Genomic DNA, 20,757 nt, shown 5'->3' with positions numbered 1-20,757 from the left:
ATTCGTCGGTCTGGTCGACGTCTGCCGTTTTCGATTGGGACGCCGACGACAGTCGGCGGGTAATGGAGCTTCAAGTGGAAAACTCTCGTTCGTACAATCCGTTCCGTCGGGTTATCCCCAACCGTTTCCGTTCGGTGGCCGTGGCGTCGGCCGCCGTGCTGGCGGTGGCCGCGACGACGGGCAGCCTTTCGTCCGGTACCCCGACCGGGGCGGAGTCAAACGCGGGGGTCGAGTCGGGTGTGGTGCAGTTGGCGCTGACGCCGGAGCGGGCCCAGGCGGCGCCGCCGCAGGAGGCCGCACCCAAGGAGGCCGCGCCGAAGGCGCCGGCGGAGAAGACGCTGTCGTACGACTTCCAGTACCAGCCGAACGCGTACTACTGCGGTCCGGCGTCGACCCGTATCGCGCTGAGCGCGCAGGGGCACACGCCGAGCCAGGACAACCTGGCGGGGCAGCTGGGTACGACGTTCGCCGGGACGAACTCGTCGCACGACATCGCGCGGGTGTTGAACAAGGTGGTCGGCGGGGACGCCTACCGGGTGCGGGAGATTCCCGGCCAGAAGGCGACGTCGGCGCAGATGGACCGGCTGCAGGCGGACGTGGTCGAGGCGGTCGGCAAGGGGCGGCCGGTGGTGGCGAACATCGTCGGCGGGGCGACGGACAACGACGGCTTCTGGCGCAGCTTCCCCGGTGGGCACTACGTGACGATCGTCGGTTACGGCGACGAGGGGCGGCAGGTGCGGGTCGCCGATCCCAGTGGTGTCGGTCCGGCGAGCTACTGGATGAGCACGATCACGATGGCGCACTGGATGGCGTCGCGCGGTTACTCGTACTGACCGGGTACACGTACGGAACAAGGGCCGGCCCTGGTGGGCCGGCCCTTGTTCGTGGGTCAGAGTCCGCCGGCGACGCGCAGGATGGTGCCGGTGGCGTACGACGCCTCGGGGCTGAGCAGCCAGGCGATGGCGTGGGCGATCTCGGGTGCGTCGCCGGCGCGGCCCAGTGGTGCGCGCCGGGCGATGCGGTTGGGGCGGTCGGGGTCGCCGGAGACGGTGTGGATGTCGGTCCAGACGGTGCCGGGTGCGACTCCGTTGACGCGGATGCCGCGTGGGCCGAGTTCTTTGGACAGGCCGATGGTGAGGGCGTCGACGCCGGCCTTGGCGGCGGCGTAGTGGATGTATTCGCCGGGTGAGCCGAGGGTGGCGGCGGCGGACGAGACGTTGACGATGGCGCCGCCGGCGTTCATGCGGCGGGCGGCCTGTTGGGCGCAGAGGATGGCGCTGACGAGGTTGACGTCGATGACGTGGCGCAGGTCTTGCGGGGTGAGGTCGACGAGTGGGCCGATGCGGCTGGTGACGCCGGCGTTGTTGACCAGGCCGGTGACCGTCCCCAGTTTCGCCTCGGTCTGGTCGAACAGGTCGGTGACCTGGTCGGGGTCGGTGACGTCGGCGCGTACGGCGATGCCGCGTCGGCCGGTGGTGTGGATGTCGGCGAGGACGGTTTCGGCGGCGGCGGTGTCGTCGCGGTAGCACAGTGCGATGTCGTGTCCGGCGGCGGCGAGCCGGCGTACGGTGGCGGCGCCGATTCCGCGGCTGCCGCCGGTTACCACGGTTACCGGTGTGTCGGGCACTGCCCACTCCCCCTCTTTCGGCTGGTCGTGGTGGTGACGCTACCGCGCTGCCGTCCGGTGTGGATGGCCGGCGTACGGTGGGCCGGTCGACGACGTGGAGGTGCGTGGTGGCCGGTCTGGGCAAGGGTGATCTGGTCGAGGACTTCGAACTGCCGGACGAGACGGGTACGCCGCGGCGGTTGAGTGTGCTGCTGGCGGACGGGCCGGTGGTGGTGTTCTTCTATCCGGCGGCGCTGACGCCGGGGTGTACTGCGGAGAGCTGTCATTTCCGGGACCTGGCTGACGAGTTTTCGCAGGTAGGGGCCAAGTTGGTGGGGGTCAGTCGGGATTCGGTGGAGCGGCAGCGGGAGTTCGCCGGCCGGTACGGGTTCGGTTATCCGCTGCTGTCCGACGTCGACGGGTCGGTGGCGCGGATGTTCGGGGTGCGGCGGGCGTTGCCGTTGGGTGCGCTGTCGACGCGGCGGATGACGTTCGTGGTCGGTACGGATCGGCGGGTGCTGGCGGCGATCCACAGCGAGGTGAGCATGACGGCGCACGCGGACCGGGCGTTGGCGGTGCTGCGGGAGGCGGCGGCGGGTTGACGCGGCCGGGGTGTCGTGCTCGACGTTGTCGGTGTGGCCTGGTAGGAAGGCTGCAATCAAACATGCGTACGAAAAGAGGGTTGTGATGGCGACGCGCACCGCTGGGTTGTCGACCGAGGAGCTGGAGGGCATCCGTGACTCGCTGGCGGCGGGTCGTAAGCCGAAGGTGGTGTTCACCGAGTCGGCGGGGCAGATCGCGGGGCAGGTCGGCCAGGTGGTGGCGCTGACGGATCCGGCGGTCTCCGAGGAGTGGGTGGTGGTCCGGTTCGGTCGTGACGAGCTGCCGTTCTCCCCCGCGGATCTGGGGATCGCGCCGCGGGTGCCGGCGGGCCGGCGGGCGGCGGAGCCGAAGGTGGAGGCCGTGGAGCCGGCGCCGCCGGCGGAGCCGGAGTTCAAGTTGGATCAGCCGGTGCCGGCCCCGCGGCCGGAGCCGGTGACCGAGTCGGAGCCGGAGGTGGAGGCGAAGCCGGCGCGGCGGGCGGCGAAGGCGGCCAAGGTGGCGAAGCCGAAGGCGGCGCCGGGGCTGACGGTGACGCTGGCGTACGCCGAGGGTGAGTGGACGGTGGGTGCGACGCAGGGCAGCAAGGCGTTGGCGAAGCCGTACGTCATCAAGCCGGCGGAGGCGTTGAAGATGGTGGCGTTGATCGACGTGCCGGGTGTGCACGAGGCGGTGGAGCAGATCGTGAGTGCCGAGCGGGCCGAGGCGGAGCAGCAGGCGGAGCGGTTGCGGTCGGAGTTGGCGGAGATCGAGGCGCGGCTGGCGGAGTTGCGCGACGCGGGCTGAGGCCCCGGTGGATGCCGCTCACCCGTGGCGGGTGCCACGGGTGAGCGGGGTCAGTCCGGTGGGATGTTGGCCACCCCGATCCGGCGCCGGAAGACCCAGTACGTCCAGCCCTGGTAGGCCAGGACGACCGGGGTGCACAACGCGGCGATCCAGGTGAGGATGCCCAGCGTGTAGCCGCTGGCGGCGGCGTTGGTGGTGGTCAGCGTGCCGGCCGGGTCGGTGGTCGACGGCAGCACGTCGGGGAAGATCGCGGTGAAGGCGGTGGCGACGAGCAGGCCGGTGGCGGCGGTCGTGCCGGTGAAGGCCCAGCCCTCGCGCCGTACCCGGTTGGCGGCCAGGCCGGCGACCAGGGCGAGGATCGCGAGCAGGGTGAGCGCGACGGCGGCGGTGTTCTGCCGGATGTTCAGCGTCCAGGCCAGGAAGATCGCGGTGAGCGGGAACGTCACCATGCCGAGGCGGCCGGCGAGCTGGTTGGCGCGCTCGCGTACGTCGCCGGTGGTCTTCAGGGCGAGGAACAGCGCGCCGTGGGTGGCGAACAGGGCCAGGAAGGTGGCGCCGCCGAGCAGGGTGTACGGGTGCAGGGCGGCGAGCAGGTCGCCGGTGTACTCGTGGTCGGCGGACAGGGGTACGCCGTGGACGATGTTGGCCAGGATGATGCCCCAGGCGACGGCGGGGACGGCGGAGCCGACGGTGATGGCGGTGTCCCAGCGGGCCTTCCAGGCGGCGTCGGGGCGCTTGTGCCGGTACTCGAAGGCGACGTTGCGGAAGATCAGGGCGATCAGGATGAGCAGCAGCGGCAGGTAGAAGCCGGAGAAGAGGGTGGCGTACCACTCGGGGAAGGCGGCGAACATGGCGCCGGCCGCGGTGATCAGCCACACCTCGTTGCCGTCCCAGACCGGGCCGATGGTGTTGATCAGGACGCGGCGTTCGCGGTCGTCGCGGCCGAGGGCGGGCAGCAGGATGCCGACGCCGAAGTCGAAGCCTTCGAGGATGAAGTAGCCGGTGAACAGGACGGCGATCAGCAGGAACCAGAAGGTGGACAGTTCCACGGGGTGCTCCCGGGGTCAGTAGGCGAAGGCGAGCGGCTTGTCTTCGTCGTCGTGTTCGGTCGGGTCGGGCTCGGGTGCGGTGGTGTCCGGCAGGCCGTGGCGGGCGTAGCGGACGAGCAGGCGTACCTCGACGACGGCGAGGGTGGCGTAGACGAGGGTGAAGGCGGCGAAGGAGGTGAGGACCTCGGCCAGGGAGACGCTGCGGGAGACGCCGTCGCGGGTGAGCATCTCGCCGAAGACGATCCAGGGCTGGCGGCCCATCTCGGTGAAGATCCAGCCGAAGCAGTTGGCGGCCAGCGGCAGGACCGGCATGACGAGGCCGGCGCGCAGCAGCCATTTCGAGGTGGGGGTACGGCCGCGGCGGTGGGCCCACAGCGTCCAGGCGGCGATCGCGGCGGCGGCGAGCCCGAAGCCGATCATGAGGCGGAAGCTCCAGTAGGTGACCGGGATGATCGGGGTGTAGCTGCCGGGCCCGTACTGGGCGGCGTACTGCGCCTGGAGGTCGTTGATGCCGTGGACCTCGCCGTTGACGTCGCCGGTCGACAGCCAGGACAGCAGGTACGGGATCTTCAGGGCGAACAGTTCGCGGCTGCCGTCGAGGCTGCCGACGGTCAGTACGGAGAACGAGGCGGGCGACTCGGTGTCGTAGAGACCTTCGGCGGCGGCCATCTTCATCGGCTGCACCTGCGTCATGATCTTGCTCTGGATGTCGCCGGTGACCAGTACGCCGGCGGTGGCGACCAGGGTGACGACCGCGCCGAAGCGGGCGGCGAAGCGGTACGTGCCGGCGTCGGGGTTGCCGGGGCGGCGGATCAGGTGCCACAGGGCGACGGCGACGATCAGCGAGCCGGCGACGAGGAAGCAGCCGAAGATGGTGTGCGGGAAGGTGACCAGGGCGACCTTGTTGGTCAGCACCGCCACGAAGTCGGTGAGTTCGGCGCGGCCGCTGTCCGGGTTGATCCGGTAGCCGACCGGGTTCTGCATCCAGGAGTTGGCGGCGAGGATGAAGTAGGCGCTGACGGTGGAGCCGATGGCCGCGGCCCAGATGCAGGCGAGGTGTACGCGTTTCGGCAGCCGGTCCCAGCCGAAGATCCACAGGCCGAGGAAGGTGGATTCGAGGAAGAACGCGAGTAGTGCCTCGATCGCGAGGGGGGCGCCGAAGATGTCGCCGACGAAGCGGGAGTAGTCGCTCCAGTTCATCCCGAACTGGAACTCCTGCACGATGCCGGTGACGATCCCCATCGCGAAGTTGATCAGGAAGAGCTTGCCGTAGAACTTGGTGAGCTTGAGGTAGCGCTCGTTGCCGGTGCGCAGCCACATGGTCTGCAGGACGGCGACGAGGACGGACAGGCCGATGGTGAGCGGTACGAACAGGAAGTGGTAGACGGTGGTGACACCGAACTGCCAGCGGGCGACGTCCAACGCGTCCACGGTTTTCCCCCGTCATCGAGGTTCTACGACAACCGGTAGTAAATACTACTGCTCGTCGTAGAGGCTTCCGGCCCTACCCGGGGGTGCCACACGTCACCTCCCGCTGGCGCGGCTGTGCGACGATCTACCGCTGATGGACGACTCCCCCACCACCTGGCGCGCCCCACGACTGTGGCTGTTCTTCCAGTTCATGGCCCGCGTCGTCGTCGGGCTGCTGGCCCGGCTGAAGGTCACCGGCGACGTACCCGACGGGCTGCGGCACGGGCCGCTGATCCTGGCCGCCAACCACATCAGCCCGTTCGACCCGATCGCGCTCACCGCCGCCTGCCGGGTCCGCCGGATCGCCCCACGGATCATGGCCACCGGCGGGCTGTTCCGCGCCCCCGTCGTCGGCGCCGCCATGCGGCACTGCGGCCACATCCGGGTCGACCGGCGCACCGAGAACGTCGGACAGGCCCTGCACAGCGCCGCCGAGGCCGTCGCCGGCGGCTCGGTGGTCATGGTCTACCCGGAGGGGCGCATCGGACTCGACCCCGGCATGTGGCCCGAACGCGGCAAGACCGGCACCGCCCGGCTCGCGTTCGCCAGCGGCGCGACCGTCGTACCGGTCGCGCAGTGGGGCGCGCACGAGGTGCTGCCGTACGGCGCCCCGAAAGGGATGTTCGGCGGCATCGCCCGCGCCCTGATGCGCCGGCCGGTGATCCGGGTGCACTTCGGGCCACCGGTCGACCTGGCCGACCTGGACCCGGCCGTGCCCGGCGCGGCGCTAAGGGCCACCGACCGGATCATCGACGCGCTCACCGACACCCTGGTGCCGCTGCGCCCCGACGAACCCGACCGGCCCCGGCACGTCGACCCCGCCCGGCCGGTCGACACCAGCCGCAGCCACCGCCGCCGCACCGACCGTTGACGTACGGCCCGGCGAGCCCTCAGCCGCGCCGCTGGCGCAGGTAGGCGAGCACCGCCTCACGGGTCGTCCGGACCCCGAACACCTCGCGGGCCTGGGCGATCCGCCGGTTCGCGGTCCGCAGCGACAGGAACTCCGCCGCCGCGGCCGCCGCGATCGTCTCCCCGTTCGCCAGCCGCTCCAGCAGCGCCCGCTGCTCCGGGATCAGCACCACCGCGGTGTCGTCCTCCGGCTCGGCCTCCGGGTCGCGGAACACCGGACCGAGCCGGGCCAGGTCACCGACCAGCGCCCGGCCCACCTCGGTCGACGTGTCGGCGATCGCGACCACCCCGACGCCCCGGGCCGCCGCGAGCACCGCCAGCCGCACCGTCTCCAGGTCGGGAACCCGGCCGAACAGCACCACCTTCGCCTCGGACATGTCCCACGTCGACTCGGCCAGGGCGAAGCCCTCCCGGGTCAGCCACCCCGCCCGCGCCAGCCGGCGCAGGACCGTCGTCGCGTCGGGAGCCGACGGCACCACGTAGCGGGGCGGCTCGCCGCCGCTCACCGCAGTACCTCCAGCGCCAGCGCCGCCGCCTCGGTCCGGGTCCGGGCACCGAGCTTGCGCATCCCGGCCCGGATGTGTGTCTCGACCGTCTCGCCGGAGATCCCGAGCTGCCCCGCGATACGGCGCGTCGGCTCCCCCTGCGCCACCAGCCGCAGCACGTCACGTTCCCGGTCGGTCAGTTCGGTGCCCGAGCGGGGGCCACGGCTGTCGCGACGTACGGCGTGCCGGCGCAGCGCCCGGTGCGCCCGGCCGACCAGGACGACCAGGCCGGCCTGCTCGGCGAGCTGCTCGGCGGCCAGCAGCGGCGGCACCGCCCGGGCCGGGTCGGCCTCGTGCAGGCCGTGCGCGAGCAGGCAGCGGACCTCCTCGCGTACGGACAGGTCGTGCCAGGCCTGCGCGGCGGTCGCGAACCCGTCGGCGGCGGCCCAGGCGGCCAGCGTCTGCGCGACCGGCGGCAGCCGGTCGGTGGCCGGGTCGGCGGCGACGGGTTCGGCGGCCCCGGCGTCGTACGCCGCCCACCGGGCGGTGATCCGGCGCAGCCCGTCGACCAGGGCCGGACCGCCACGGGCGGTGACCGGCGCGACCGCCCGGTCCGGCTGCCCGTCGAGCCAGGCCGCCTCCCGCCCCACCCAGTCCAGCAGTACGTCGACGGTCGTCGACCCGGTCGGCGCGCTCGCGAGCCGGGCCCGGGCCGGGGCGAGCAGGCCACCGTCGGCCTCGACGAGACTGGCGGCCGCGATCGTGTAACCGCGCGCCAGCACCGGCAGGGTGCGGTCGGTCAGGTCGCCGGCGCGGCGCACGACCTCGTCGGCGCCGCCGCCGCGCAGCGCCGTGCACCACAGTTGCGCGGCCAGGAACCGGGTCTGCCAGCTGTAGGCGAGGTCGGCGGCGCACGCCTGCGCGGCCTGGTCGGCGGTCTGCGCGGCCTCGGCGAGGCGGCCGTCGGCCGCGAGGGTCTCGACCAGCAGCCACGCGCTCCAGCGGGCGGCCAGCGCCTCGCCGGCCGCCCCGGCGGCCGCGGCCGCCGACGCCAGGGCGTGCTCCCAGCCGGGGTGCGGCCGGCGGCGTGGACGGCGGCGACGGCGGCCCGCAGCCCCGGGTGCGTGGGCGGGTCGCCGTGCCGGGCGACGATCGCCGCGGCGGTCGCCGCCGCGCCGTCGGGGTCGCCGGCGAGCTGGGCGAGCAGCAGCACCCGGTCCCGGCCGGCGACATGGGCCGGCGCGGCGGAGTCGGGTACGGGTGCCGCGGCCTCGCGGGCACCGGCGAGGTCACCGATCTGCAGCAGTGCCTCGGCGCGCAGCACGGCGGCGTCGACGCCGAGCGGGAAGGTGGTGGTCAGCACCCGGGCGGCGGCCCGGGGCCGGCCGCTGGCCAGGGCCGCGACGGCGGCGTCGACGCGTACGCCCGGCGCCGGGTCGACGCCGGGCAGGCCGCAGGCGAGCAGCAGCAGTTCGGCGCGCTCGCCGGCGGTGGTGGTGCCGGCCGCGGCGGCGACCGCGTGCGCGTACGCGGCGTCGGTGTCACCGGCGGCGGCGAGGTGCCGGGCCGCCTCCCGGGCCGGCACGAGTTCGGCGAGCCGGCGGTGCAGGGCGCGCCGGCCCTCGTCGTCGAGCAGCCCGGCGGCGACCTCGGCGACGTACGGCGACACCGGGCCGACGGAGCCGGCCGGGTCGACGGCGACCAGGCCGGCGGCGGTGAGTTCGTCGACGCCGGCGCCGAGGACCGCGACGGTGGCCGGCCGGCCGAGCAGGCCGAGGGCGGCCATCGCGGTGCGGGCCGGCCTGGTCAGGTCGGACAACGCGGCCGCGACGGCGTAGCCGACCTGGTCGATGTCGTCGTCGGCGGCGGCCGGTGCGGCGGCGCCACGGCGGGTGCCGGCGTGCCGGGCCAGGGTCTCCACGGCCAGCGGCACCCCGCCGGCCCGGCGTACGACGTCGGTGACGGTGGCCGGGTCGAGGGCGGGGGCGACCCGGCGGGCCAGGTCGGTGGCGGCGTCGGGGTCCAGGGCCGGCATGCTGAGCCAGCCGGCGGCGGCGGTGCGCAGCGCGGCGACGGCCTCGGCGGGCAGCCGGTGCGGGGTACGCAGGGCGACCACGATCCGGCAGTGCGCGGCGAGCGGGACCAGGGCGGCGATCGTGGCCGGGTCGGCCCACTGCAGGTCGTCCAGGAGCAGCAGGCCGGCCCGGACCCGGGAGCGGACGGCCTCGGCCAGCAGGGCCGGGTCCTGGGCGGGCAGGCGTACCTTGACCGCCCGGGTCAGCGCGAACGCCGGCACGGTCGACAGCATCGCCAGGCCACCGCCGGCGAACACCGGGCCGCGGAACGCGGCGCCGAGTCCGGAAAGGACGGTGCTGCGGCCGCTGCCGGGGCCGCCGGTGACGACGACCAGGCCCGGTACGGCCAGCAGCGCGGTCGCCTCGTCGACGACGGTGCGCGGCCGTGCGGTGGCGGCCTGGCCGTCCAGGGCGCGGTCGGCGATGTCGCCGCCGGGTGCGTGACGCACGCGTCCTCCCCTGACACTGGGCTCGCGGCCCCGTCGGGTGAGACGGTGGCACGAACATGGGATCCTGCGCCGGCAGGATATTCGTAGTGTGAGGTCCGGCAGGGACGCTGCGCCCTGCCGATTGTCGAAAGGGACGACCACCGAGATGAGCGAGCAAGGCCACCGGACCCCCGTCATTGTTGCCGACCGTACCGCCGGCTGACGAGTCATGGGTCCAGGTCCGCTCAGTGTCCGTGTCGCTGCTCTGTGTGACGAAGTTGGTCCGAGAGTCGGTCCTAGCGCTCAGGCGCAGGTGTTCGGCGTACGCCGCCGACTCGACGAACCGTTGCGAGTGGCCATCGCGGGACGTCTGAAAGCCGGAAAGTCGACACTTGTTAACGCACTTATCGGGCGCCGGGTGGCGCCCACGGAGGTCGGTGAGTGCACCCGGATCGTCACCCAGTTCCGCTACGGCACCGCCGACCGGGTCGACGTCGTACGCCGCGACGGCCACCGGGTCAGCCTCCCGCTGGACGAGTCGGGCATGATCCCGCAGCGGCTGGGGGTGGCCCGCGCCGACATCGCGTTCGTCGACGTCACCCTGACCAGCGACCACCTGCGCGACCTGACCGTGGTGGACACCCCGGGTCTGTCCTCGACGAACACCGCGGTCAGCGCCAACGCGCAACGGTTCCTGTTCAGCGAGGGCAGCGCCCCGTTCGACGACGACATCGACGACGACTCGGTCGGGGCGATCTCCGGCGCCGAGGCGATCATCTACGTCTTCACCCAGTCCGTACGCGACGACGACCTGCAGGCCCTGGAGGCGTTCCGGTCGGTGTCGGCCCGGCTGGCCAGCAACCCCATCAACTCCCTCGGCCTGTTCAACAAGGTGGACAAGCTGGTCGGGGCGATGGCCGACCCGTGGCCGGTGGTCGGCCCGCTGGCCGCCGACCAGACCAAGGTGCTGCGCCGGGTCGTCTCCGACGTGGTCCCGGCGATCGGGCTGCTCGCCGAGACCACCGAGGCCGGCCGGCTCACCGCCGCCGACTGCGAGGCGCTGCGTACGCTCGGCCAGCTCCCGCAGAGCGAGCGGCTGGTGCTGCTGGCGTCGGTCGACCTGTTCACGTCCCGTGAGTGCGTCGTACCGCGCGAGCAGCGCGAGCGGCTGCTGCGGCTGCTCGACCTGTACGGCATCGGCTTCGCCATCGCCCAGCTCGCCGCCCGGCCGCAACTGGCCAGCGGAGACCTGGTCCGGATGCTGTTCCAGGCGTCCGGTTTCCCGCGCCTGAAGCAGACCCTCGACCAGGCGTTCCGGTGGCGCACCGACGCCATCAAGGCGGGCTGGGGCCTGTCCAGCCTGGAGAAGGTCGCCAGCCACACCGAGCGGCCGCAGGACCGCGAGCTGCTGCGCGACGCCATCGAGCGGGTGCTGCAGCAGCCGGAATACCACCGGCTGCGGCTGCTGGAGGTGGCCCAGCAGGTCACCACCGGGTCGGTGGAGCTGCCCGAGCCGATGGAGCAGGAACTGACCCGGCTGGCGCTGTCCAACGACGCGCAGTGGATCCTCAACCTGCCCAGCGCCGGCGTCGACCAGCTCGTCAAGGCGGCCCTGGAGGCCGCGACCCGGTGGCGGGTCTACGCCGTCGCCGGCGCCAGCCCCGCCCAGTCCCGGGTCGCGCTGGTCGCCCACCGCGGCTTCTACCTGCTGTCGCAGCAGATGCGGGCCGGCGGGGGCATGCGGTGAACAGCACGTACGGGGCGGCCGCCCGGCCGTCGCGACTTGATCATCCGGCAGCCGCGACCACCGCGCGGACCACGGACGCAGACGAAAGGTGCCCGATGTGACCACGACCGCCAACGCCAAACCCGAGGCGGCCCTGGGCAAACTGCTCACCGCGGCGGTCGACTCCTCGCAGGCGTTCCTGCGCAAGGTCGACCCGGACGCCGCCGCCGACATCGACGCGTTCCGCCGCCGTCAGGTCACCCGGCCGTCCATCGTGGTCGTCGGGGAGACCAAGCGCGGCAAGAGCTCTCTGGTCAACGCGCTGATCGGGGTACCGAACCTGTCGCCGGTGGATGCCGCCGTGGCCACCGCCACCTACCTCGAGTTCGTCCACGCCGAGACGCCCGGCGCCAAGGCGTGGCTGCCCGGCCGCGAGGACCCGGTCCCGCTCGGCCTGAACGACCTGCGCGACTGGGGCACCGCCTTCGGCCGGCTGCCCGAGGGGATCCGCCCGCCCCGGCGGATCGAGGTCGGCCACACCGCCCCGCTGCTGCAGTACCTGACGCTGGTCGACACCCCGGGCACCGGCGGCCTCGACCCGATGCACGCCGAGATCGCCCTCGACGCCGTCGAGAAGGCCAGCGCCCTGCTCTTCGTCGTCGACGCGTCCGGGCCGTTCGCCAAGCCCGAACTCGACTTCCTCATCGAGGCCAGCAAGCGGGTCAACTTCGTGGTGTTCGCGCTGACCAAGACCGACGCCTACCCGGGCTGGCGGACCATCTGGGACGACGACCGCGGCCAACTGCAGAGCCACGCGCCCCGGTTCGCGTCCGCCCCCTGGTATCCGGTGTCGGCACGGCTGGCCGAACTCGCGATGACGCTGCCCCGCGAGGCCGCCCCCGAACTCATCCGCGAGTCGCGGATCGCCGAACTCCAGCACGCCCTGATCGCCCTGGCCGGCAAGGGACACCTGATCCAGCAGGCCAACGTGCTGCGGACCATCCGGTCCGAGGTCATCCGGCTCGACCTGGAGATCACCGACCGGATGAAGGCCACCGACCCCGACCCGGCCGACTCCGAGAAGGCCAAGAAGGACCGCGCCGCCCTGGCCGCCCGTAAGCGCACCGACTCCCGGCAGTGGTCGCTGGCCCTGAACACCGAGACCCAGCGGGCCCGGGTCGAGGCCACCGGCCGGCTGCGCACCTACGTCAGCAGCCTGCAGGAGAACTTCCTCAACAAGATCGAGAAGTCGAAGGGCGACGACCTCAAGAACCTGCCCCAGGAGGTCGACCGGGCGCTGCACGCGCTGTCCGTACGGCTGTCGCACGAACTGGAGTTCCGGTTCCGCAAGGTCGGCGAGCGGGTCCTGGCCCAGGTGTTCGCCCCGCACGAGCTGCAGCACGTGCTGCGCCGCCTCAACGCCACCCTGCGCCACGCCCTGGCCAGCAAGCCCCGCCGCGAGGGCGGCAACGGCGACAACATCATGATCGCGATGTCGGCCGGTGGCATGGCGATGATGGCCGGGCGCGGGGCGATGGCCGGCGCCTCCGCGCTCGGCGCCGGCGCGCTGGTCGGCGGCGGCCTGCTCATCCCGTTCGCCGGCGTCGGCCTCGGCCTGGCCGCCGGCGCGTTCCTGATCTACAAGCGCCGCGTGCAGTCCGACCGCCAGCAGGCCAAGGTCTGGCTGCGCGAGGTGCTCGGCGAGGCACGGGCCGCGATCTCCGACGAGATCATGCACCGGTTCACCGACCTGCAGTACGCGCTGACGCTCGCCCTCGACGACGCCATCGAGCGCCGGCTCGCCCAGCTCGACGCGCACATCGCCGCGATCGACAAGGCGATGGCCGAGGACAAGGCCAGCCGCGCCAAGCGCAAGGCCGCGTTGCAGACCGAGCGGGAGGCACTGCGGGCCCGTGTCAAGCAGGTCGACGAGGTCCTCGTCCGGGCCCGGGCGATCCAGCCCGCCCAGGTACAGGAGTAGACGGCGATGGGGGGCATCGTGATCAGTCAGCTCAGGTCGGGTCGTGCCGGTTCGAAGCGCAGCGGAGGAGTGGCATGAGCGAGCACCGCGAGCGAATCAGCTGGCTCAGGTCGAGTCATGACAGCTCGGAGCGCAGCGGAGGGCTGTCATGACCGACAACTGGGACCAGTGGCCCGAGGAAGACGGCTTCGACAGCGGCGACACCGCCAACCTCGACGACCTCCAGGGCGGCTACGCCGACGACGGCTACGCCAGTGAAGGGCTCGGCCCGGCCGATTCCGACCTGCCGGCCGACGACCTGCCGGACGAGGAGCTGCCCGGCGACGTCCCGGCCGCCGGGACGTTCGGTGCGCCGCTCGGCTACGGCGACCTCGTGGACCAGCCCGTCGACGCCGAACCGATCGACGCCGACGACACCGGGCTCGACGAGCCGGCACCGGCCGCCGAGTCGGGGCTCGGCCCGGCCGACGCCCCGGTCGGCGCCGACCCCGACCTCGACCCGCACGGCGACGGCGAGTCGTGGCCGGACTCCACGTTCCCGCCCGCCCTCGACCTCGGCGCCCCGCCGGAACCGGTCGACGGGTTCCCGTGGACCGACGCCGACACGCTCGGCGCCGGCGACGCCGCACCGCTGGCCGACCCGGGTACGGCGTACACCGACGCGCCGCCGGCCGACGACCTGGCCGCGTACGCCGGCACCGACACCCCGGCCGGCGGCGACCCGTGGACGACCCTGGCCGGCTCCGAGGACCCGGCGACCAGCAGCCTGGCCCGGTTCTGGGCTCCGGGAACGGCGTAACACCCGCTTCCGCGCCGCTTCGGGCGGTCGTGGGCGCGGCGGACCACCCATGGTGTCGCGGGCCACAGCGAATTCGGCGTATCCACAGCGAATTCGCTGTGGCCCGCGACAGCTATATGTGCCCGGCCCGCAGTGAGGGGCGCGGCGAGCATGCCCTTCACTGCGGGCCGGTCGGATCCGTGCGCGCCGGCCGGGACGGGCCGGCGGCCCGGCGCCCGCCGGCCGACCGGCTGATGACGGCGCGTAGAAGGCGGCATGGAGTGCCGTGAACCGGGAATCCCCGGCTGCCGGCCGCCCCGCGCGGCCCACCGGCCCGAAAGGCTCACTCCTGTGTTGACACCTTCTGCCGTACCGCGTCGTGCCGTCCTGGCCGGGCTCGCCGTCACCGTCGCCGTCGTGCTGGCCGGGTGCGGCGGCGGTGGCAAATACTCTTCCGCGACCGAACAGGGCGCGGCCCCGACGGTGCCGGCCGGCGCCACGGCGGGCACCACGACGACGTTCAACGACGCCGACGTGACGTTCGCCCAGGCGATGGTCCCGCACCACCGTCAGGCCGTGGAGATGTCGGTGCTGGCCGAGACCCGCGCCGACAACACCGACGTCAAGGCGCTCGCGAAGCGGATCCGCGACAACCAGCAAGCGGAGATCGACACGATGACCGGTTGGCTGGCCGCCTGGGGCCGGCCGGCGCCGATGCCGGGCGCCGGCCACGGTACGGCCCTACCGGGCACGGATCATCCGATGCCGGGCATGCTGTCCGACGCCGACATGCAGAAGCTGGCGGACGCCAGGGGAACCGAGTTCGACCAGCAGTACCTCACCATGATGATCACCCACCACCAGGGTGCCATCACCATGGCCAGGCAGGAGATCGCGACGGGCGCCAACGCCGACGCCAAGGCCCTCGCGCAGAGGATCGTCACCGAGCAGCAGGCCGAGATCACCGCGATGCGCGACATGCTGAGCCGCCTGTAGGCGCTCAGGCGGTCGAGGCGAGCAGCACCACCAGGGCGATGACCACCATCACGCCCAAGGCCAGCGTCCACACCTTCGCCGGCTCCTCGTACCAGGACTTCTCCGGCTGGCGTGGCGCCATCACCGGCGGTCGGGGCGTCGGCACCGGCTGCGGCGGCGGGGCGACGGGGCGCGCCGCCGGGGCGACCGGGGGCGCGCCGGCTGCGGCGGTCGCGGGGCCATCCGGGGCGGCTGCGGCCCCGCCGACACCGGCCGGGCCGGCTGGGCCGGGCCCGGACCGACCGGGCCGGCGGAGACCGGCCGGACCGGCTGCTGCTGCGGGTACGCCGGCCCCCGCGCGGTGGTACGGCCGCCGGCCGCGCCGGGGCCGGCCGGGCCGGCGGGCCAGGCACCGGTCGCGCCGGTACGGCCCGCGGCACCCCCGAGTGCCCCTGGCCGGCGGTGCCCGGCACGCCGAAACACAGCGCGCCCTCGGCGACGACCGTCTCCGGCTGCTCCAGCGTCGTCGGCGGCAGCCCCAACTCGCTGTGGATCAGGTGTGCGGCCAGCGGAATCCGGCTCGACCCGCCGACCAGGAAGATCCCGACCAGGTCGGCCGGCCGCAGCCGGGCCGCCGTGATCGTCTGGGCGAGGCAGGTCACCGTACGCATCAGCGCCGGCCGGATCAGTGCCTCGAACTCCTCGCGGGTCACGTGCGCCGAGATGTCCAGCGCCGGCAGGTGGATGTCGGCGCTGGTGGTGCGGGACAGCATCTCCTTGGCCCCGCGTACGTCGTCGTAGAGCAGCGTGCGCTGCCGGCGCTGGCCGGCGTCACCCGGGCTGATCACCGAGTTCCACATCATCGTGTGGTCGGTGGAGTAGCCCCGGCCCAGATGCTCCACCAACGCCTGGTCGAAGTCGAGGCCGCCGAGTTCACCGAGGCCCTGCTCGGCCAGCACCTCGAACCCGGCCGGGGAACGGCGTACGACGGTCGCGTCGAACGTGCCGCCGCCGAGGTCGTAGATGCCCAGCGCCCGGCCGACCGGGACCGCCGTACCGAGCACCGCCGTGTAGTACGACGCGGCCGCGACCGGCTCGGCGATCAGCCGGGGGGCGGGCAGGCCGGCCACCCGCGCCGAGTCGACCAGCACCGCCCGGCGCCGCTCGCCCCACTGCGCCGGATGCGTCATCCGCAGCTCGTCGCAGGAGCCGCCGAGCTGGCGCTGCGCCTCGGCCGCGATCCGCCGCAGCACCGCCGCGATCACCTGCGGCAGCGGCAGCTCCTGGTCGCCGAGCAGCACCACACCGTCGTCGACGCGGCGCTTCGGGTTGGGCTCGTAGCGCGACGGGTCGATGCGGGCCGACCGCTCGGCGTCGCGACCGACCAGCATCCGGCCCTCGGGGTCGAGGTAGACGCACGACGGCTGCAACGGCGAACCGTCGAACAGCAGCGGACGCGCCCGGCCGTCCGGGCCACGCACCATCGCCACCGTGTTGGACGTGCCGAAGTCGACACCGAGGACCCGCATGCGGGTCACGATACTGAACCGGTGCGCGTACCCGACGCACCGGCGAACACCGCGCCGACCACGCCCCGCCGGGTGCCGTCCACCCGCCGGCCAACCGGGCCGGGCATACTGCCCACCGTGCCGCACCCCCACCCGTACCTCGACGCCCCCGGACCGCTGGCGTTCGCGCACCGTGGCGGTGCCGCGCACGGCGACGAGAACACCGCCGAGGCGTTCGCGCGGGCCATCGACCTCGGCTACCGGTACGTCGAGACCGACGTGCACGCCACCGCCGACGGCGTCGCCGTCGTCCTGCACGACCCGACCCTGGACCGGGTCGCCGGGGTCCGCGGCCGCGTCGCCGACCTGCGGTGGAAGGACCTCGACACGGTACGCGTCGGCGGGGCGGCGGTCGTGCCGCGGCTGGACGACGTGCTCGGCGCCTGGCCACAGGTCCGGTTCAACGTCGACGTGAAGGCCGACGCCGCGGCCGAGCCGGCGGTCGCCGACGTACGGCGGGCCGGCGCCGGCGACCGGGTGCTGCTCGCCTCGTTCAGCGACGCCCGGCTGAACCGGCTGCGCGCACTGGCCGGCCCGTCGGTCGCGACGTCGCTCGGGATGCGGTCGGTCGCCCGGCTGCGGGTGGCGTCGCTGCACGGGCGGCGGATCACGCTGCCGCCGTCCGTCGTCGCCGCGCAGGTGCCGGTGCAGTACGGCCGGATCCCGGTCGTCGACCGGCGGCTCGTCGCGTACGCCCACCGGCTGGGGTTGCACGTGCATGTCTGGACGATCGACGAACCCGCCCAGATGGACGGGTTACTGGATCTGGGCGTGGATGGCATCATGACCGATCACGTCGACGTGTTGCGCGACGTCTATCTCCGCCGCGGCCACTGGACCGCCTGAACCCCCGGGAAAACTCCGATGGCCGACACCGTCACCGCCGCGGGCGACACCGCCACGCCGCCGCAACCGCCGCACAGCACCCGCCGCGAACGGACCGGCTGGTACTTCTACGACTGGGCGATGTCGGCGTTCTCGACCACCGTCATCACCGTCTTCCTCGGCCCGTTCCTGACCAGCATCACCGAGGTCGCGGCCGGCTGCGAGCTGGGCGCCGCCGACTGCACCGGATACGTCTACCCGCTCGGGATCAAGGTCGCCGCCGGCGCCTACTTCCCGTACCTGGTGTCGCTGTCGGTGTTCCTGACCGTGTTCGTGCTGCCGGTCACCGGGGCGATCGCCGACCGGTCGGCGCACAAGAAGCGGCTGCTGGCCGTCGCCGCCTTCCTCGGCTCCGGGGCGACGATCGCGATGGTGTTCGTCACCGGCGACCGCTACCTGCTCGGCGGCGCCCTGTTCGTGTTCGCCAACGTCAGTTTCGGCGCGGCCGTGGTCGTCTACAACTCGTTCCTGCCGCAACTCGGCGGCCCCGACGACCGGGACGGGATCTCCAGCAAGGGCTGGGCGCTCGGCTACCTCGGCGGTGGCCTGCTGCTGATGCTGAACCTGGTCGTGGTGACCCTGTTCAGCGAGGAGGGCAACCCGCAGCGCACCCTGGACCTGGCCCGCTGGTCGATCGTGTCGGCCGGCGTCTGGTGGGCGGCGTTCACCCTGGTCCCGCTCTTCTGGCTGCGGGAACGGCCGTCGGTGGAGGCGGCCGCCGGCGGCGTACGCGGCAACGTGCTCCTCGACGGCTTCAAGCAGCTCGGCCACACCATCAAGGGCCTCAAGGCGTACCCGTTGACGCTGTTCTTTCTGCTGGCGTTCCTGGTCTTCAACGACGGCATCCAGACCGTGATCGCGCTGGCCAGCCAGTACGGCACCGAGGAGCTGCGGCTCGACCAGACGACGCTGATCGTGACGATCCTGCTGGTGCAGTTCCTGGCCTTCGGCGGCGCGCTGCTGCTCGGCGGGGTCGCCAAGCGGATCGGGGCGTGGAAGACGGTATTGATGAGCCTGGTGCTGTGGACCGGGGTGATCCTGGCCGCGTTCTGGCTGCCGGCCGAGGCGCCGATCCCGTTCATGATCCTGGGCGCGGCGATCGGTCTGGTCCTGGGCGGCAGCCAGGCGCTGAGCCGGTCGCTGTTCAGCCAGCTCATCCCGGCCGGCAAGGAAGGCGAGTACTACGGCTTCTACGAGATCAGCGACAAGGGCACCAGCTGGCTCGGCCCGCTGGCGTTCGGCCTGGTGTTCCAGCTCACCAACAGCTACCGGGTCGGTCTGGTCTCGTTGCTGATCTTCTTCGTGGTCGGCTTCCTGCTGCTGCTCGCGGTGCCGATGCGTAAGGCGATCATCGCGGCCGGCAACACCCCGCCCCGGGTCCTGTGATGATCGGTCGGGCACGTTCCCGGTACGCTGCCCGACCGTGACCGTCGACGACTCCGCCCTGTCCCCCGCCTGCCTGGTCGCCGGCGACGGCCGGCTGCGCCACGGTGCCGCCCTGAAGTTCTTCTGGGGGCCGATGGACTGCGGCAAGTCCACGATGGCGTTGCAGATGAACTACAACCACGCCCGGCAGGGCCGGCGCGGGATCGTGCTGACCCGCATCGACCGCTCGCTGGGGCCGCAGATCACCACCCGGATCGGGCTGGCCCACCAGGCGATCGAGGTCACCGACGAACTCGACCTGCGGGCGCTGGTCCGGGGCCGGTGGGCCGACGGCGAGCGCGTCGACTACCTCATCTGCGACGAGGCTTGCTTCTACACCGTCGAGCACGTCGAACAGATGGCCGAACTCGTCGACTGCTACGACGTCGACGTGTTCGCGTTCGGGCTGGCCAGCGACTTCCGGGCCGAACTGTTCCCGGCCGCCCGGCGGCTGTTCGAACTCGCCGACGAGGTCGCCCGCATCCAGGTCGAGGTGTTGTGCTGGTGCGGCCGGGAGGGCCAGCTCAACGCCCGGGTCGTCGACGGCAAGGTGGCCCGGGAGGGCGCCCAGGTCGTCATCGGCGACACCGTCGACCACAGCGAGGTGCGTTACCAGGTGCTCTGCCGGCGCCACCACCGCACCGGCGACCTCGGCCCGGTGCGCCCGTGACCGAGCGAAGCGAGGTCATCATCAGGCTCAGGGCAAGTCATACGGTCGCCGAGCGCAGCGAGGGGGACGCATGACGTCGCTTCCGGTCACCGTCGACCCGGCGTCGCCGGTCGCGCCTTACGAGCAGGTCCGGGCCGGGATCGCGGAGCTGGCCGCGACCGGCCGGCTGGCCGCCGGCACCCGGCTGCCGACCGTACGCCGGCTCGCCGAGGATCTCGGGCTGGCCGCCAACACCGTCGCCCGCGCCTACCGGGAGTTGGAGCAGGCCGGGCTGGTCGAGACCCGGGGCCGGCACGGCACGTTCGTGACCGCCCAGGCGGGCGGAGTGCCGGACGAGGCCCGGCGGGCGGCGGCCGACTACGCGGCCCTGTCCCGCCGGCTGGGGCTGCCGCCCGAGCAGGCACTGGCCCTGGTCGCCGCCGCCCTCGACGCCCGTAGCTGACCGGCGGCCCACCGGGCGGCCGGCTGCTTTCGATGCCGGCGACGAAACTAAAAATGTCAATACGATGTGCCAGAAATATTGATTACAGTCAGTCGTTGCCTGTTGCGCTGTGTGACAGGTAGGCTACTGACGGCTGCGCGGCCAATCGGAAATTCTTTCATCCCACACGACTGCTTGGCAGTGGATGCCTACAGGTGTCCCTGCCATACGGGAAGCAGTGAACGTGCGAAAGTTCCGCAGTCTTTCAATTGCTGCGCTGATCGGCGTGATGGCACTGAGTATCGCCAGCCCGGCCCAGGCCGAGCCCGATTCCGCCGACTCCTCGAGAATCGCCCCGTCCGGATCGATTACCGCCACCGAACTCGCCGCCATGGCAGCGGACGGGCCAGCCCAGTTCCACAACAGGCGCACCGACAAGTGCATGGACCTGGTCGGTACGGGCGCCGGCGCCCTCGGCGACCCGGTCATCCAGTACACCTGCAACTCCAGCACCGCCGACAACCAGCGGTGGTACGCCGACATCTACGCCGGCGGCGTCACATTCAGCATCCGCAACGAGAAAAGTGGCCTGTGCCTCGACCTGCCGGGCCCCGGTGCGGCCGCGAACGGAACCGCGCTGATCCAGTACACCTGCCGGCCCGGCCCCACTGACAACCAGATGTTCCAGTGGTACGGGGACGGCAAGCTCCTGAACGTCGTCAGCAACAAATGCATCGATGTTGTCGGCCCCGGCACCGGTGGAAACGGCACCGCGCTGGTCGTGTACAACTGCATCGACAACGACGACCAGGAATGGGACTGGTGGCCCACCAGTTTCCGGGCGCAGCAGCCAGCCACTTCCTGACACGAATTCGTCGCAGTATTGAGAGCGCGATGGTGACCGGCTGACACCGACTCGG

The 20,757-nt window shown here is 72.6% G+C and carries 19 protein-coding genes and 1 pseudogene; 13 read left to right on the top strand and 7 right to left on the bottom strand.

What is annotated here, in order from left to right; all coding sequences use genetic code 11:
- The first annotated feature begins 134 nt into the window (after nt 1–134).
- Nucleotides 135–833 (top strand): C39 family peptidase, encoded by a 699-nt coding sequence (locus QCD66_RS18125; RefSeq protein ID WP_375736337.1) that lies wholly within the window; start codon nt 135–137, stop codon nt 831–833.
- 56 nt (nt 834–889) lie between these two features.
- Here the strand turns inward: QCD66_RS18125 and QCD66_RS18120 are convergent, their stop codons facing one another.
- Nucleotides 890–1,627 carry an SDR family NAD(P)-dependent oxidoreductase gene (locus QCD66_RS18120; protein ID WP_375736338.1) on the bottom strand — a complete coding sequence of 246 codons (738 nt, stop codon included), beginning with the start codon at nt 1,625–1,627 and terminating at the stop codon, nt 890–892.
- A gap of 107 nt (nt 1,628–1,734) precedes the next feature.
- Here QCD66_RS18120 and QCD66_RS18115 point away from each other — a divergent pair, with 107 nt between their 5' ends.
- Entirely contained in the window at nt 1,735–2,208 is a 474-nt protein-coding gene (locus QCD66_RS18115; RefSeq protein WP_375736339.1) for a peroxiredoxin, read from the top strand.
- An 85-nt stretch (nt 2,209–2,293) separates the two neighbouring features.
- Nucleotides 2,294–2,992 carry a hypothetical protein gene (locus QCD66_RS18110; RefSeq protein ID WP_375736340.1) on the top strand — a complete coding sequence of 233 codons (699 nt, stop codon included), beginning with the start codon at nt 2,294–2,296 and terminating at the stop codon, nt 2,990–2,992.
- A 50-nt stretch (nt 2,993–3,042) separates the two neighbouring features.
- Here the strand turns inward: QCD66_RS18110 and cydB are convergent, their stop codons facing one another.
- Nucleotides 3,043–4,041, bottom strand: coding sequence for a cytochrome d ubiquinol oxidase subunit II (gene cydB, locus QCD66_RS18105; RefSeq protein WP_375736341.1), 999 nt, complete (start codon nt 4,039–4,041; stop codon nt 3,043–3,045).
- A 15-nt stretch (nt 4,042–4,056) separates the two neighbouring features.
- Nucleotides 4,057–5,472: a cytochrome ubiquinol oxidase subunit I gene (locus tag QCD66_RS18100; protein WP_375736342.1), complete on the bottom strand. Its 1,416-nt coding sequence runs from the start codon at nt 5,470–5,472 to the stop codon at nt 4,057–4,059.
- A gap of 133 nt (nt 5,473–5,605) precedes the next feature.
- Between QCD66_RS18100 and QCD66_RS18095 the strand changes: the two genes are divergently transcribed.
- The gene (locus tag QCD66_RS18095; RefSeq protein WP_375736343.1) at nt 5,606–6,382 is read left to right on the top strand and encodes a lysophospholipid acyltransferase family protein; all 777 of its coding nucleotides are present in this window, start codon (nt 5,606–5,608) and stop codon (nt 6,380–6,382) included.
- 19 nt (nt 6,383–6,401) lie between these two features.
- Here QCD66_RS18095 and QCD66_RS18090 read toward each other — a convergent pair whose 3' ends face one another.
- The 3 genes from QCD66_RS18090 to QCD66_RS18080 are packed head-to-tail and all read right to left on the bottom strand — an operon-like array spanning nt 6,402 to nt 9,429.
- Nucleotides 6,402–6,926: a LuxR family transcriptional regulator gene (locus QCD66_RS18090; RefSeq protein WP_357540352.1), complete on the bottom strand. Its 525-nt coding sequence runs from the start codon at nt 6,924–6,926 to the stop codon at nt 6,402–6,404.
- The gene (locus tag QCD66_RS18085) at nt 6,923–7,726 is read right to left on the bottom strand and encodes a LuxR C-terminal-related transcriptional regulator (RefSeq protein WP_407567225.1); all 804 of its coding nucleotides are present in this window, start codon (nt 7,724–7,726) and stop codon (nt 6,923–6,925) included. Before QCD66_RS18085 ends, QCD66_RS18090 begins: the two co-directional genes overlap by 4 nt.
- Nucleotides 7,705–9,429: a hypothetical protein gene (locus QCD66_RS18080; RefSeq protein WP_407567224.1), complete on the bottom strand. Its 1,725-nt coding sequence runs from the start codon at nt 9,427–9,429 to the stop codon at nt 7,705–7,707. The genes QCD66_RS18085 and QCD66_RS18080 overlap by 22 nt, the downstream gene beginning before the upstream one ends.
- Before the next feature lie 208 nt (nt 9,430–9,637).
- Here QCD66_RS18080 and QCD66_RS18075 point away from each other — a divergent pair, with 208 nt between their 5' ends.
- From QCD66_RS18075 to QCD66_RS18060, 4 genes are all read left to right on the top strand, one after another.
- Nucleotides 9,638–11,155: a dynamin family protein gene (locus QCD66_RS18075; protein ID WP_364220034.1), complete on the top strand. Its 1,518-nt coding sequence runs from the start codon at nt 9,638–9,640 to the stop codon at nt 11,153–11,155.
- A gap of 97 nt (nt 11,156–11,252) precedes the next feature.
- A complete protein-coding gene (locus QCD66_RS18070) occupies nt 11,253–13,115 on the top strand; it encodes a dynamin family protein (protein WP_364220037.1) in 1,863 nt (620 codons plus the stop codon).
- Between the two features lie 148 nt (nt 13,116–13,263).
- Nucleotides 13,264–13,914: a hypothetical protein gene (locus tag QCD66_RS18065; RefSeq protein ID WP_357540360.1), complete on the top strand. Its 651-nt coding sequence runs from the start codon at nt 13,264–13,266 to the stop codon at nt 13,912–13,914.
- Between the two features lie 330 nt (nt 13,915–14,244).
- Nucleotides 14,245–14,889, top strand: coding sequence for a DUF305 domain-containing protein (locus tag QCD66_RS18060; protein ID WP_407567223.1), 645 nt, complete (start codon nt 14,245–14,247; stop codon nt 14,887–14,889).
- A 476-nt stretch (nt 14,890–15,365) separates the two neighbouring features.
- Here the strand turns inward: QCD66_RS18060 and QCD66_RS18055 are convergent.
- Nucleotides 15,366–16,259: pseudogene (locus tag QCD66_RS18055) on the bottom strand (Hsp70 family protein); the annotation flags it as partial.
- Between the two features lie 255 nt (nt 16,260–16,514).
- Between QCD66_RS18055 and QCD66_RS18050 the strand changes: the two are divergent.
- The 5 genes from QCD66_RS18050 (at nt 16,515) to QCD66_RS18030 (ending at nt 20,702) form a co-directional block, all read left to right on the top strand.
- Nucleotides 16,515–17,282, top strand: coding sequence for a glycerophosphodiester phosphodiesterase (locus QCD66_RS18050; RefSeq protein ID WP_375734227.1), 768 nt, complete (start codon nt 16,515–16,517; stop codon nt 17,280–17,282).
- An 18-nt stretch (nt 17,283–17,300) separates the two neighbouring features.
- Entirely contained in the window at nt 17,301–18,707 is a 1,407-nt protein-coding gene (locus tag QCD66_RS18045; protein ID WP_375734225.1) for an MFS transporter, read from the top strand.
- Nucleotides 18,708–18,744: 37 nt separating this feature from the next.
- A complete protein-coding gene (locus QCD66_RS18040; RefSeq protein WP_407567222.1) occupies nt 18,745–19,416 on the top strand; it encodes a thymidine kinase in 672 nt (223 codons plus the stop codon).
- Between the two features lie 70 nt (nt 19,417–19,486).
- Nucleotides 19,487–19,858 carry a GntR family transcriptional regulator gene (locus QCD66_RS18035; protein ID WP_375734223.1) on the top strand — a complete coding sequence of 124 codons (372 nt, stop codon included), beginning with the start codon at nt 19,487–19,489 and terminating at the stop codon, nt 19,856–19,858.
- A gap of 223 nt (nt 19,859–20,081) precedes the next feature.
- On the top strand, nt 20,082–20,702 hold the full coding sequence (locus QCD66_RS18030) for an RICIN domain-containing protein (RefSeq protein WP_375734222.1): 621 nt from the start codon (nt 20,082–20,084) through the stop codon (nt 20,700–20,702).
- Nucleotides 20,703–20,757: the final 55 nt, after the last annotated feature.

The organism is Polymorphospora sp. A560, from assembly GCF_045781765.1.
In the GTDB taxonomy this organism is placed as follows: Bacteria; Actinomycetota; Actinomycetes; order Mycobacteriales; family Micromonosporaceae; genus Polymorphospora; species Polymorphospora lycopeni.
This window is presented reverse-complemented; position numbering and strand designations above follow the sequence as displayed.

Coding starts and splice junctions, on each gene's coding strand:
- QCD66_RS18110 (WP_375736340.1), top strand. CDS start 2,294: ATGGCGACGCGCACCGCTGGGTTGTCGACCGAGGAGCTGGAGGGCATC.
- QCD66_RS18095 (WP_375736343.1), top strand. CDS start 5,606: ATGGACGACTCCCCCACCACCTGGCGCGCCCCACGACTGTGGCTGTTC.
- QCD66_RS18075 (WP_364220034.1), top strand. CDS start 9,638: ATGGGTCCAGGTCCGCTCAGTGTCCGTGTCGCTGCTCTGTGTGACGAA.
- QCD66_RS18065 (WP_357540360.1), top strand. CDS start 13,264: ATGACCGACAACTGGGACCAGTGGCCCGAGGAAGACGGCTTCGACAGC.
- QCD66_RS18045 (WP_375734225.1), top strand. CDS start 17,301: ATGGCCGACACCGTCACCGCCGCGGGCGACACCGCCACGCCGCCGCAA.
- QCD66_RS18035 (WP_375734223.1), top strand. CDS start 19,487: ATGACGTCGCTTCCGGTCACCGTCGACCCGGCGTCGCCGGTCGCGCCT.